Source organism: Nonomuraea glycinis (assembly GCF_014646515.1).
GTDB lineage: Bacteria > Actinomycetota > Actinomycetes > Streptosporangiales > Streptosporangiaceae > Nonomuraea > Nonomuraea glycinis.
The window spans coordinates 142,113-155,286 of the sequence record NZ_BMNK01000018.1; the positions used below are offsets into that span (position 1 = coordinate 142,113).

Annotated in this window: 13 protein-coding genes; 11 read left to right on the plus strand and 2 right to left on the minus strand. The window is 70.2% G+C overall.

The window, feature by feature from the left end; all coding sequences use genetic code 11:
• Positions 1-3: 3 nt before the first annotated feature.
• From IEY87_RS37125 to IEY87_RS37160, 8 genes are all read left to right on the plus strand, one after another.
• A complete protein-coding gene (locus tag IEY87_RS37125; RefSeq protein WP_189143519.1) occupies positions 4-798 on the plus strand; it encodes an HAD family hydrolase in 795 nt (264 codons plus the stop codon).
• A gap of 149 nt (positions 799-947) precedes the next feature.
• Positions 948-1,985 carry a LacI family DNA-binding transcriptional regulator gene (locus tag IEY87_RS37130; RefSeq protein WP_225277585.1) on the plus strand — a complete coding sequence of 346 codons (1,038 nt, stop codon included), beginning with the start codon at positions 948-950 and terminating at the stop codon, positions 1,983-1,985.
• 16 nt (positions 1,986-2,001) lie between these two features.
• Entirely contained in the window at positions 2,002-3,606 is a 1,605-nt protein-coding gene (locus IEY87_RS37135; RefSeq protein WP_225277584.1) for an FAD-dependent oxidoreductase, read from the plus strand.
• A gap of 13 nt (positions 3,607-3,619) precedes the next feature.
• Positions 3,620-4,879 carry an ABC transporter substrate-binding protein gene (locus IEY87_RS37140; RefSeq protein WP_189143520.1) on the plus strand — a complete coding sequence of 420 codons (1,260 nt, stop codon included), beginning with the start codon at positions 3,620-3,622 and terminating at the stop codon, positions 4,877-4,879.
• A 1-nt stretch (position 4,880) separates the two neighbouring features.
• The gene (locus tag IEY87_RS37145; RefSeq protein ID WP_189143521.1) at positions 4,881-5,822 is read left to right on the plus strand and encodes a carbohydrate ABC transporter permease; all 942 of its coding nucleotides are present in this window, start codon (positions 4,881-4,883) and stop codon (positions 5,820-5,822) included.
• The gene (locus IEY87_RS37150; protein WP_189143522.1) at positions 5,812-6,642 is read left to right on the plus strand and encodes a carbohydrate ABC transporter permease; all 831 of its coding nucleotides are present in this window, start codon (positions 5,812-5,814) and stop codon (positions 6,640-6,642) included. The genes IEY87_RS37145 and IEY87_RS37150 overlap by 11 nt, the downstream gene beginning before the upstream one ends.
• A gap of 2 nt (positions 6,643-6,644) precedes the next feature.
• Positions 6,645-8,498: a hypothetical protein gene (locus tag IEY87_RS37155; protein WP_225277583.1), complete on the plus strand. Its 1,854-nt coding sequence runs from the start codon at positions 6,645-6,647 to the stop codon at positions 8,496-8,498.
• Between the two features lie 186 nt (positions 8,499-8,684).
• Positions 8,685-9,284: a hypothetical protein gene (locus tag IEY87_RS37160; RefSeq protein ID WP_189143523.1), complete on the plus strand. Its 600-nt coding sequence runs from the start codon at positions 8,685-8,687 to the stop codon at positions 9,282-9,284.
• A gap of 15 nt (positions 9,285-9,299) precedes the next feature.
• On the opposite strand, the gene IEY87_RS37165 is transcribed toward IEY87_RS37160, so the two are convergent.
• Positions 9,300-9,662: a winged helix-turn-helix transcriptional regulator gene (locus IEY87_RS37165; RefSeq protein ID WP_225277582.1), complete on the minus strand. Its 363-nt coding sequence runs from the start codon at positions 9,660-9,662 to the stop codon at positions 9,300-9,302.
• An 83-nt stretch (positions 9,663-9,745) separates the two neighbouring features.
• Between IEY87_RS37165 and IEY87_RS37170 the strand changes: the two genes are divergently transcribed.
• The gene (locus IEY87_RS37170) at positions 9,746-10,456 is read left to right on the plus strand and encodes an NADPH-dependent F420 reductase (protein WP_189143524.1); all 711 of its coding nucleotides are present in this window, start codon (positions 9,746-9,748) and stop codon (positions 10,454-10,456) included.
• Positions 10,457-10,487: 31 nt separating this feature from the next.
• On the opposite strand, the gene IEY87_RS37175 is transcribed toward IEY87_RS37170, so the two are convergent.
• Entirely contained in the window at positions 10,488-10,730 is a 243-nt protein-coding gene (locus tag IEY87_RS37175; protein ID WP_308426474.1) for a DUF397 domain-containing protein, read from the minus strand.
• A 119-nt stretch (positions 10,731-10,849) separates the two neighbouring features.
• Between IEY87_RS37175 and IEY87_RS37180 the strand changes: the two genes are divergently transcribed.
• Both IEY87_RS37180 and IEY87_RS37185 read left to right on the plus strand, forming a co-directional pair.
• On the plus strand, positions 10,850-12,589 hold the full coding sequence (locus IEY87_RS37180; RefSeq protein ID WP_189143525.1) for a hypothetical protein: 1,740 nt from the start codon (positions 10,850-10,852) through the stop codon (positions 12,587-12,589).
• 113 nt (positions 12,590-12,702) lie between these two features.
• Positions 12,703-13,074, plus strand: coding sequence for a hypothetical protein (locus tag IEY87_RS37185; RefSeq protein WP_189143526.1), 372 nt, complete (start codon positions 12,703-12,705; stop codon positions 13,072-13,074).
• Positions 13,075-13,174: the final 100 nt, after the last annotated feature.

A 13,174-nucleotide genomic window follows, 5' to 3' on the forward strand; every position in this document is an offset into this window, starting at 1 on the left:
GGCGTGACTACTCCCCGCGTCGTGGCCACGGACCTGGACGGCACCCTCCTGCGCTCGGACGGCTCGGTCTCCGAGCGGACCCGGCGAGCGCTGCGCCTGGCGCGCCGGTCCGGGGCCGAGATCGTGTTCGTCACCGCCCGCCCGCCCCGCAGCCTCGAACCCATCGCCCGGCAGACGGGCGAGCTGGGCACGGCGCTCTGCAGCAACGGCGCCATCGTGTACGACGTGACCGCCGACGAGATCGTCACCATGTCCCCGATCGCCCCGGCGGCGGCCGTGACGATCATCGCCACGCTGGCCGAGGCGCTGCCGGGGGTGACCTTCGCGGCGGAGACGGGCCGGGGCGTGCTGTTCCAGCCGGGTTACCACCGGCACATCCCCACCGACCTGGCCTATTGGCGCTCGGTGCCGGACGTGTGCGCCGAGGGGGAGCCCATCGTCAAGCTGCTCGTCTGGTCGGACACCCACCCGCTGGACGACATGTTCACCGCCGCCGTGGCCGCGATCGACGGGCAGGCCGAGGTGACGCACTCCGGCGTACGGGGACTGCTGGAGATCAGCGCCGCGCGGGTGACCAAGGCGGGCACCCTGGCGGGCCTGTGTGCACGGCTGGGCGTGCCGGCGGAGCAGGTGGTGGCGTTCGGGGACATGCCGAACGACCTGGCGATGCTCACCTTCGCGGGAGCGGGTTACGCGATGGCCAACGCGCACCCGCTCGTCCTGGACGCGGTGGAGCGCCGGACGCTCTCCAACGACCAGGACGGCGTGGCCGAGGCGCTGGAGCGGATCTTCGCCTGATCACGGTGACGTTACGTGTCCGTGACCAGAATCCGCATTTTTCCAGCTAATACGGATTATCACCGCTATTAGCCCTTGACTGCCCCGTCAGCGTGGTTCCAAAATGTCGAGCTAATGCGCATTACCACCTAGACGGGATGATACGGACTGTGACTGTTTCAGGTCGGCGCCTCACGCAGCAGGACATCGCGCGGATGGCCGGAGTGAGCCAGACGACGGTGTCGCTGGTGCTCAACGGCCGGGCCGAGGGCGAGGTCAGGATCTCCCAGGAGACCCGCGACCGCGTGCTGCAGGTGATCAGGGAGACCGGCTACGTCGCTGACCCGGTCGCCAGGCGGCTGGCCGACCGGCGCAACCGGATCCTCGGCGTCTTCACCTACGAGGCGGTCTTCCCCGCCGAAAGCGCCGACTTCTACCACCCCTTCCTCGTCGGCATCGAGGAGTGCGCCGAGGAGGCGGGCTGCGACCTGCTGCTGTTCACCAGCGCCAAGGTCGTGCAGGGGGAGCGGCGGCGGATATTCAGCGCGGAGAGCCGGATCCGGCTGGCGGACGGCTGCGTGCTGCTCGGCCGTACCGTCGACAAGGACGACCTGGCGAGGCTGCTGACCGAGGGGATCCCGTTCGTGTCGGTGGGTCGCCGCGACGACGCCGGCGGGCCGGTGCCCTACGTCGGCGCCGACTACCCGCCGGCGGTCCGCGCGCTCGTCGAGCGCGCGGCGGCGCTCGGCCACCGGCGCCTGGCCTACGTGGGCGTGGGAGTCGGCGCCGAGTCGTACAGTGACCGGCTGCGCGGCTTCACCGAGGCGGTGGCGGCGGTCGGCGCCGAGGGGCTGCATCTGACCTCGGCCGACGGGCTGTTCGACACCGGCGCGACCGCCGTACTCGCCGAAGAGCTCGCCGACGGGGTCGCGATCGTGCGGGCGGCCCGCGAGCGCGGGCTGGACGTGCCGCGCGACCTGTCGGTGCTGGTGCTCGGCGCGCACACCACGCCGGTGCGCACCGACATCGACTTCACCGGCCTGCGCATCCCCCGGCGCGAGATGGGCCGCAGGGCCGTCGAGCTGCTGACCCAAGTGCTGGAGAGCGGCGGAGCACCCCAGGACATGTTGCCGTGCGAGCTGGTCGAAGGCTCGACCCTGGCTCCCGTACAGAACGCTCCCGTACAGAACGCTCCCGTACAGAACTGAGAGAGGTAACCCCCACGTGGTTGAGATATCGGCAGACGCGGTCGTCGTCGGCGGCGGGCTGGGTGGCGTCGCCGCCGCGCTGGCCCTGCTGCGAGCCGGCCGCTCGGTGATCCTCACCGAGGAGTACGACTGGCTGGGCGGCCAGCTCACCAGCCAGGCCGTGCCGCCGGACGAGCACACCTGGGTCGAGCGGTTCGGCGTCACCGCGAGTTACCGGGCGCTGCGGGAGGGCATCCGCCGCTACTACCGCGACCACTACCCGCTCACCGAGCGGGCCCGCGCCTGGCAGGAGCTGAACCCCGGCGCCGGCCACGTCAGCAGGCTGTGCCACGAGCCCAGGGTCGCCGTCTCGGTCATCGAGGCGATGCTCGCGCCGTACCGGGGCTCCGGCCGGCTGCGGGTGCTGCAGCCGTACCGGCCCGTCGAGGCGCAGGTGGACGGCGACCGGGTGAGCGCGGTGCGGCTCGCGCACCGCGACGGCGGCGAGGACGTCACGGCGCTGGGCGCGTACGTGCTGGACGCCACCGAGACCGGCGAGCTGCTGCCGCTGACCGGCGCGGAGTACGTGACCGGGTTCGAGTCGCAGGCCGAGACGGGCGAGCCGAGCGCGCCCGCCGAGGCGCAGCCGCTCAACATGCAGGCCGTCTCCGTGTGCTTCGCCCTCGACCACGTCGACGGCGACCACACCATCGACAAGCCGGACTCCTACGACTTCTGGCGCGCCTACCAGCCGCCGTTCTGGGGCGACAAGCTGCTGTCGTGGCGCTGCCCCAGCCCGCGGACGCTGGAGATCGTGGAGCGTTCCTTCACCCCCAACCCCGGCGACGACCCCCGCCTGGTGGAGGCCGACCAGCGGGTCAACCCGGGCGACGCCAACCTGTGGACCTTCCGCAGGATCGCCGCCCGCGACAACTTCGTGCCCGGCGCCTACGACAGCGACATCACGCTGGTCAACTGGCCGATGATCGACTATCTGGAGGGGCCAGTCATCGACGTGCCCGACGCCGACCGGCACCTGGCGGCGGCCCGGGAGCTGTCCATGTCGGTGCTCTACTGGCTGCAGACCGAGGCGCCCCGCACCGACGGCGGCACCGGCCACCCCGGCCTGCGGCTGCGCGGCGACGTCACCGGCAGCGCCGACGGCCTGGCCCAGGCGCCCTACATCCGCGAGTCCCGCCGCATCCGGGCCCTGACGACCGTTACCGAGCAGGACGTGTCCGTGGCGGTGCGCGGCGACAAGGGCGCCGCCTCCTACGCCGACTCGGTCGGCATCGGCATGTACCGCATCGACCTGCACCCGTCCACGGGCGGCGACAACTACATCGACGTGGCCAGCTCGCCGTTCCAGATCCCGCTCGGCGCGCTGATCCCGCAGCGGATGGCCAACCTGCTGCCCGCCTCCAAGAACATCGGCACCACCCACATCACCAACGGCGCCTACCGCCTGCACCCGGTGGAGTGGAACGTCGGCGAGGCCGCGGGCGCGCTGGCCGCGTTCTGCCTCGACCACGCCACGACCCCGCACGCCGTACGCGCGAGCGAGCGGCTCCTGGCCGACTACCAGCACCGGCTCACCCGTGACGGGGTCGAGTTGCGCTGGCCCGACGTCACCGGTTACTGAAGGAGAACTCATCATGAAGGCACTCGGGAAACTGGCGGCCGTCTCGCTGACCACCCTGCTCGCGGTCACCGCGTGCGGCGGCGGCGAGACCCCTGTGGCGCAGGGACCGCAGCCGCTCCGCATGACCATCTGGACCTCCAACGAGGCCCACCTGAAGCTGTTCAACGAGATCGCCGACGAGTATCGCAAGGCCCACCCGAACGTCGGCTCGATCACCTTCGACACCATCCCGTTCGAGAACTACACCACCACGATCACCACCCAGATCGCCGGCGGCAAGGCCCCCGACCTGGCCTGGATCCTGGAGAGCTCCGCCCCCGACTTCGTCGGCTCCGGCGCGCTCGCCCCGCTGAACAGCAAGATCGAGAACGCCGCGGAGCTCGTCCCCTCCACCACCAAGCTGTGGCAGCGGGACGGCGAGCTGTACGCCTACCCGTTCTCCACCTCGCCGTTCGGCATGTTCGTCAACACCGACCTGGTCAAGGCCGCCAAGCAGAAGTTCCCGCAGGAGCTCATCAAGGCCGGCCAGTGGGACTGGGAGCACGTCAGCAAGGTCAACGCGGCCGTCGCCAAGGACGGCAAGCAGGGCATGACCATCCTCGACTTCGACTACAAGGGCTGGGACAACCTGGCCACCGTCTGGGGCGGCTGGGGCGCCAAGGCCTACAGCGACGACGGCAAGAGCTGTCAGTTCAACAGCCCCGAGATGGTCGAGGCGATGACCTTCCTGCACACCTCGATCTTCAAGGACAAGGCCATGCCGGGCCCCGGCACCGTGGCCGACTTCTTCGCGGGCGACTCCGCCATGGTGATCGCGCAGATCTCCCGGGCCGCCATGCTCAAGGAGGGCACCTTCGATTGGGACCTCGTCCCGCTGCCGTCCGGGCCCAAGGGGAAGTACGCGGTGATCGGACAGGCCGGGATCGGCGTGCTGAAGAAGTCGCCCAACGCCGAACTGGCCACCGACTTCCTCACCTTCTTCACCAACCCCGCCAACTCCGCCAAACTCGCCGCCTACTTCCCGCCGGCCCGCAGCTCCCTGCTCACCGCCGACACCATGGCCAAGACGAACCCGCTGCTCAAGCCCGACCAGCTTCAGCAGGTCGTGATCGACGGCATCGAGACCGGCGTCGTCAAGCCCAGCCACACCGGCCAGGCCGAGCTGGCGCAGACCATCAGAGCCGCGCTCGACCCACTGTGGACGGCCGACGCCGACGTCAAGACGGTGCTGGACGGCGTGTGCGCGAAGATCCAGCCCATGCTCGGTGCGTGACATGGCGGCAACGCAGCTCCGTGATCGGGTGGCGGGTCACACCGCCGCCCGGCGCGGCCCCTTCTGGACCATCCCGCGCCGCGACGCCCTCGTCGGATACCTGCTCATCTCACCGCAACTGGCCGGCAGCGTGCTGTTCGTCCTGCTGCCGCTGGCCCTCGTCGGCTGGTACAGCCTCCAGGAGTGGAACGTCCTGGCCGGCACGTTCGACTTCGTCGGCGGCGCCAACTACGCCAAGCTGCTCGCCGACCCGAAGATGGGCGAGGTGCTGACCAGCACCACCCTGTTCTCCATCGGCCTGGTCGTGCTCAACCTGGCGCTCGCCCTGCTGCTGGCCATCCTGCTCAACCAGAAGCTGGCCGGCACCACCTTCTTCCGCACCCTGTTCTTCTCGCCGGTGCTGGTGTCGCTGGTCGCCTGGACCATCGTCTGGCAGTTCCTGCTGCAGGGCGACGGCGGCATCAACGGCCTGCTCGGCGCGGTCGGCGTCGACGGCCCCAACTGGCTGCGCGGCGACGCCACCGCGCTGCTCTCCGTCGTCGTCGTCCAGGTGATCAAGAACGTCGGCCTCAACATGGTGCTGTTCCTGGCCGCGCTGCAGGGCGTGCCGCGCCAGCTCTACGAGGCCGCCGAGCTCGACGGCGCGAACGCCTGGGTGCGCTTCCTGCGCATCACCGTGCCGCTGATCAGCCCCACCATCCTGCTCACCTCGATCATCACCGTGGTCGGGTCACTGCAGGTGTTCGCCCAGATCGCGGTCCTCACCCAGGGCGGCCCCGGGATGTCGACCACGGTCCTCGTCTACTACCTCTACCAGCAGGCCTTCCAGTTCCGGCACTTCGGCTACGGCGCCACGCTGTCGGTCCTGCTGTTCCTGATCGTCGCGGCGCTCACGCTCGTGCAGTGGCGGATGCGCCGGAAGTGGGTCTTCCATGAGTCGTAGGGTCAAACTCTCGCTGTACGGCCTGCTGTGCGTCCTGTGTGTGCCGTTCGTCTTCCCCACCTGGTGGATGGTCACCTCGTCGGTCAAGCCGATCAACGAGATCTTCGCCTTCCCGCCCACCCTGGTGCCCGACCGGTGGGACCTGACCTCCTACAGCCGGGTCTTCGAGCTGCAGCCGTTCGCCCAGCAGTACTGGAACAGCCTCTACATCGCGGCCGTCGTCACCGTGGGCACCATGGCGGTGGCCGCGATGGCCGGCTACGCCTTCGCCCGCATCCGCTTCCCCGGGCAGAACGTGCTGTTCGTGGTCGTGCTCGTCGGCCTGCTGATCCCCAGCGAGGTCACGATCGTCCCGCTGTTCCAGATGTTCCACGACTTCGGGATGAGCGACACCCACTGGCCGCTGATCCTGGTGCCGATCTTCGGCGCCCCCAGCGTCCTGGCCACCTTCATCATGCGGCAGTTCTTCATCACCCTGCCCGGCGAGCTGGAGGAGGCCGCCCGCGTCGACGGGCTCGGCCGGTTCGGCACCTTCTACCGGGTCGCGCTGCCGCTGGCCCGCCCCGCCCTCGGCGCGGTCGCCATCTTCACCTTCCTGCACTCCTGGAACCTCTACCTCGAACCCATCGTCTACCTGTCCACCCCGGCCAACTTCACCCTCCCGCAGGCGCTCACCCAGTTCGTCGACGCCTACGGCGGACCCATGTGGAACGTGCAGCTCGCGGCCGCCACGATGACGGCGCTGCCGATCCTGGTGGTGTTCGTGCTGGCCCAGCGGCAGTTCATCGAAGGTCTCGCGCACACCGGTCTGAAAGGCTGACCATGCTCACTCGCCGCACCCTCCTCGGCGCCGCCCTTCTGACGGCGGCCGTGCCCGGCACCGCCCGGGCCGCCGCCGTGCCCGGCCTCGCCCCCTTACCCGCCGGAGCGCCGGACCGCCGCCTGTTCACGCCCGCCGAGCAGCGGTTCGCGCCCTACCTGGCGACCCTCGCGCCCATGGTCAACGACATGGACGACAGCGGCTTCTTCGCCGGCGGCTGGTGGCGTAACCCCGCCGCGCCGTACAACGCCCGGGTGCAGGAGCACGTCTTCACGCTCGCCTGGTTCCACGCCAACGCCCGCCCGTGGAACCCGTACGCGGGCGACCCCGCGCTGCTCGCCGCCCTCGACGCCGGGCTCGGGCACTACCTGTCGTTGCAGCACGCCGATGGATCGTTCCCGGAATACCACCGCCAGGAACACCACATGGCCGCCACCGGGTTCGGCATCGGCTACCTCAGCAAGACCCTGCAGATCCTGCGCCGATCCGGCGCGCTGCCCGAGCGGCGGGCCCAGCTCACCACGGCCCTGCGCACCGCCATGACCTGGTTCCTCGACCCGGCCAACGGGACCGTCTGGCAGCCGCGGCTGGAGTACGCCAACCAGACGGCCTCCGGGCTGGCCGGCGCCGGGCTCGCCCTCAACCTCGACCACGACCCCGCCCTGCGCACCCGGCTGACCGAGGCCTTCGCCCGGATCGCCGCCAACGGCCAGAGCCCCGCCGGGTTCTTCTACGAGCAGCGCGGCGCCGACATGAACTACAACTTCGAGGTCATGCTCCCCGAGCTCGCCGACGCCTACCACCAGACCCGCGACCCGGTCCTGGTCGACATGGCCGCCAAGTACACCGACTGGCTCGGCTACAACCTGCTGCGCGAGCCCGACGGCTCCGGCTACATGACGAACGTCGCCACCTCCACGCGCACCAGCTCCCGCTTCTACGCCGAGGTCCGGCCCGACCCGGACCGGACCGCGCTCAACTGGGTCTTCACCGGCCAGGTGCCGCAGCTGGCCGCGTTCATGACCGCCCGCGAGGACCTCGCCGACGCCCGCGCCGCCTGGGCCGCCTCCGCCGAGCCGGTGGGGCCGCTCGCCAAGCAGGACACCTCCCCGCGCGTCCTGTCCCACGCCCTGTACGGCGAGCGGTTCCCCACCCGGCGTCAGCGGGCCGCCGCCATCGCCCGGCTGCCCTACCTGCGCGACCACGACTTCGTGGAGCTGCGCCAGGACAACGGCCAGGACTTCCTGTTCGTTCGCAAGCCCGGCCTGTACCTGGGCGGCTACTTCGGCGCCCGCGCCGACGTCCAGACCCGCACCGGCCTGACCTTCCTCTGGCACCCCGAGGCGGGCACGATCATCCAGGCGCTCAACGACAACAACCACGCCTGCTGGTCCACCGTCTTCCCCGGCCAGCAGCCCGACTCCAACGGCCCGCTGCCCGCCGCCTACTTCCACGGCGCCCCCGGCGGCCGCCCGTGGACCGGCGGTCGCGCCCCCGGCGCCTTCGGCATCCGCTACGGCAACGCCGCCGTCACCACCGACGTGCACGTCACCCGCCAGACACTGCGCCGCTCCGTCCGGGCGAACGCGCCCGCGTTCGAGCAGATCCCGCTCATCCTGCTGCCGACGGACGAACTCACCTTCACCGACGGCACCCGCGCCCAGCACGGCAACTCCGTGACCGCCACCGCCGACGGCTTCGACCTGCGGCGCGGCCGGACCACGATCCGCTTCCGCTGGGGCACCGCCACCCCCGCCACGCTGGCCGCCGGCACGGTCCGCTACCTGGGCGAACGCCGCTTCCACGCCCTCCGCATCCCCCACCAGGGCACCTTCGACCTGACCCTCTCCCTCTGACCCCACGGCCACCGGGCTGTCCGGGCCCTCCGTCTCCGGTGATGATGGCGGCTCTGCCGTTCAGATCTGACAGGGGTCAACCCCTGGGATCAAACGCCCCGATCCGCCGAAGCGCTCTCGACATCCACTGAAGATCGACATAACTTCTGGAAGGCGGCCGCACGCCCAGCCAGGAGGAGCTCACGTATGCAGTTCGAAGTCATCCCCGTCGCGCAGTACGGTATCGACCCGCGCACGATCGCCGCGATGGATTACCGGGTCAGAAACAAGGGCGTCACCGCCGGGATGAATGTCGCGACCTTCCACTTCGGGCTCAGAGGCGCGGGCAAGGCGCAGTTGGGCTTCAAGCCGCTCGCGCACACGCTGGCCAGCCAGGGCGTGGGCTACTACCTGGACGCCAACTGGAGCGGCAAGCAGGTCAGGACGAACGACAGCCACTCCGAGGCGCTCTTCTACCGCAGCGACTTCTTCACCGACCTCCGGCGGGGAGACCAGTGGCCGACGGCCAACGTCATCGACTGGGTGTTCACCGAGCGGCCGGCGTGCGGCGGCGCCTGGTGGGGGCAGAAGCGGGTCCAGGGCGGGTGCGCCGACCTGCTGAACCAGTTCGACGAGACCCAGCGGTTGCGCAAGTGGGACAACGACCCGAACGAGCCGGAGCCGTACGCCGAGCGCGACGATCTGCAGATCACGGTGCTCTGCCTCGACCTGAACAAGGACCTGACCTTCAACCAGAACATCTCGTCCGCCGTCGCGGCGTACAAGAAGCTGAACAGCATCAGGTGAGTCGCCCGCAGGGCATCAGCCGTTCGATCGCGGCATCGGGGCGCGGATGCGTCGATCCTGGGCGGCCAGGACCTCGTCGGCGTGGTCGAAGGCCCACTCGCCCAGGGCCCCGATCGGGCCCAGCAGTGTCCGGCCCAGGTCCGTCAGATCGTACTCCACGCGCGGCGGCGCCTCCGCGTACGACCGCCGCGCGACCAGGCCGTTGGACTCCAGGCGGCGCAGCGTCTCGGTCAGGACCTTGGGGCTGATGCCGCCGATCTCGGTACGCAGGTCGCCGGGGCGTCTTGGCCCATGGCGTAGCGACCAGACGACGACCGCGGTCCAGGTGTTGGAGATCAGGTCGAAGGCGAGTCTGGCCTGACAGTCGGCGAGAAACACGGGGTCCTCCGTTAGGCACCGGATGGTGTGTGACGACCTTTCTACAGTCCTGCGTAGAAAGTACTGACACGCGGAGGACGAACATGCGGATCGGAATCCTGGGCGCGGGCAACATGGCCGACGCCCTCGGCACCCAGTGGCTCACGGCGGGCCACGAGATCATGGTCAGCGGCAGGGACCCGGTGGCGAGCGCCGCCCTGGCCCAGAAGATGACCACCGCCGCAGGGCCTTACCGCGCCCCTTCCCAGCCGGGACAGCCACAGCTCGCATCGCCTGAGCCTGAGGTCGCTGTCGTTCGGGCGGGGACGTGGGCGGAGGCCGCCGAGTACGGCGAGGTGGTGATGGTGGCTGTCACCGAAGCAGGACTGCACGACGTGCTACGAGCAGCAGGCCCGGCAATGAGGGACAAGCCAGTAATCGACGTGACGAATGCCGTCGGACCGGGTGCTTATGACGTGACACGCTCACTGGCCGAGCTGATCGCCGAATCCACGGGCGGACACGTGGTGAAAGCCTTCAACCTGTGCCACGTGAACATCTGGCGCATGACGCCTCCGGTCTTCGACGGCCGGCCGCTGGCCGTACCCCTGTGCGGGGACGACGAGCACGCCCTCGCGACGACCCGCACGCTGGTCACCGACCTCGGCTGCACCCCGGTGTACGCCGGCGGCCTGGACCGGGCGAAACTCCTGGAGGCGACGGCGGCCTTCATGATCGGCCTCTGGATCAGCGGCGCCGACGCCCAGGCTGTCCTGCCACCCCTCGCCCGCTCCGGCGCCCACCCCACCACCTGACGCCCGGCGCGGGGACGTTCCTGACTTTGCCCTACGGCAGGTTGAACTCACCCTTCACGGCGCCATTCAGGAACGCATCCCACTCGTCGTGGTTGAAGACAAGTGCCGGGCCGTCGGGGTTCTTACTGTCGCGGACGGCAACAATCCCGGGGATGTTCCGCGCCACTTCGACACAAGCACCCCCATGGCCGTTGCTCCTGGTGGCCTTGCGCCACTCTGCGCTCGACAGGTGAGGGGCCACGGTGATTCCGGACAGCTTAGGTACGTGAGGCACGTTCGGCTGCTGCTCAGGGTACGTCCCATCGCATGTGCGTCTGGCGGCCGTAAGATCATCGCATTCTTACCGAAGCCTGGTCAGTCGCCCGCCGGTACCGCTTCGGCCCCGCGGCGGCCGTGATCGTCATGCTCTACCTGGCCGCCGTGGTCGTGGCCGGTGTGTTCTCCGCCGTCACCGGTGACGTGGGAGCCGCCTGGGCGGCAGCCGTGTGGTCCCCGTGGTACGGGGCGTCCCAGGGATGGTCCGAAGACGGGGTCGTCCTGCTCGCGCTCGCGTTGGTCTGCCCGCTGCGGGCCTGGATGCTCTGGCAGGTCCTGCGCGGGCCAGTCGTCCGGGCCCGCCGTCCACCGCCGGCGCGTGGTGTGGCCGCAGCACGGCTCGTTCTCTACCTGGGCGTGGCCGTGACCCTGATCCCCTGGGGCTATATCGGCGGTCTGTACGAGGATGTCCCGTCCATGGCTGTTCGGGTGGCGCTGGTGGTGCTGTTCACGCTGGTCCTGACGGGGAGGCCGCCCGGGTTCCGGCTGGTGGCGCTCGTGCTGGGGCTGACGGCGGCGGCGGGGGCGGTCCTGACCGCCGTGTTGTTCCCGATCGTGCTCTCGCTGGGCGGCGAGGAATCCGTCTCTGTCTGGTGGATGTTCGCAGCGCCGGGGCTGGCCCAAGCTGCCTGGCAGACGATGATGCTGCTCGGGCAGAAGGGCGACGGCCGCTGGAGCGCCGCCACCGTCCGCTGTGGCGTGCTGGATCTGGTGGCCTTCCTCGCGCTCCTGGCCGTCAACACCGTCACCTGGCACGTGCGGGATCTGGCGCTCGCGTTCACGGCCTTGGGGTGGGTCCTCACGGCGCTGAACGTGTTCGGGCCGGTCTGGTGGGCGCGGACCGCCCATGAGCTGGCGGACGGCCGCCGGCCGCGGGTGGTGCCGGGCCGATCGCGGGTTCTCGGCGGTGTCGTGGCCGTCGTGCTGCTCACCGGGCTGCTCGGCGGCGAGGAGGGCCCGCGCCTGCCCTACCGGCCGCCTTACGACGTCAGCTGCCCCGCGTGGACGGAACAGCAGCGGGGGTTCGGCGAGACGCGGGCGGAGGATCGGGAGCGTGCCTTCTTGTGCCTGGTACGGGAGGCGGGCGGGCCGATGTTCCCTGCCGGCAGGTCCGACCGGGCCCTCCTGGCGTCCGGCAGGGAACTGTGCGCCCAGCCGATGTGGCAGCGAACCGAGACATGGCTGCGCAGCGATGACCGGACGATCAACATGCGTGGCCTGGACGAGGCGCTGGTGTTCCTATGCCCTGATGTTGTGACGTTCTCGGACGAGCATATGGTCAAGGAGAATGCCGACTACGTCGCCGCGAGCAACGCCGCCTGCCGTGACCCCTGGCCCAGGGCGCGGGCCCGCAGGCAGGGGACGGCGTCGTACTTCACGCCCGATGGCGGTGGCTACTATCTCGCCGATGACGCGGATCCGGACAACGAGTACGGGGTCGAGCGGGACTACGACGGGCTGCTCACGGCCGGGGAGACAGGCGTCGGCGTCGAGACGATCCGGCAGATGAACATCTGCGTGACCGTCAAGGCATTCGACAGGGCTCCGCCGCTGCGGCTCAAGGGCTGGCAGGAGGTGGCCGAGGTGGGGGTGACCAGCCGCAGCGGACGTCTGACGCTGCCGGCCAAGGGACTGGGCGAGGAGGGAGCCGGGCGGGCCCTGCCCAACCTGGCGATCAAGGGACCGGGGCACTATCGGGTACGGGTCCACGCGCGGGCCGACGAGGACGCCGTCACCATCCTGCCCGCCGAGTGGCATCTGGTCGTGGTCTATCCCGGCCGGTCCAAGAAGGAGGTCGTCCATCGGTCCCGTGATTGACCACGAGCGGGGACGTACACCCTGGGGCGTAGTGCGGAGGACGACCAGCGGTGGATGACGGGCGGGTGGGGGCGCAGGATTCTGGAGATCATCCCCGATCGAAGGAGAAGTCAGTGGTCACCCAGGTTGCCCGGGCAAGCGGATATCTGACCGCGTTCAAGGTGGTCGCACTGCTCAACATGGCGGCGATACTCGTGCAGGCGGTGACGGCCGGGCAGATGATGAGCGGGGCCGCTGGGGGACTGCACGGGGCGGGGGCGGGGGCCGTTCATCTGCTGGGACTGGTGCAGCTCGTCGTCGCCGTGCTGCTGTGGCGGCCGGCGCGGGGCGTGGGCTGGCCCGCGCTGGTCAGCCTGGCGGTGCTGCTGCTCGGGTTCGTGCAGTCCATGCTGGGTGGGTCCGGCGTGGTGGCGGCGCATGTGCCGCTCGGTATGACGCTGTTCGGGCTGAGCGTCTGGCTGGTGGTCTGGTCCTGGCGCCGCTGACCAGGCGGCCACGAGAAGGACAGGCGGCCACGAGAAGGACGCGGCCTGGCTCCGCACGCTCGGCCGCTGTACGGCCGGCAGGACCGGCAGGACCGGCAGG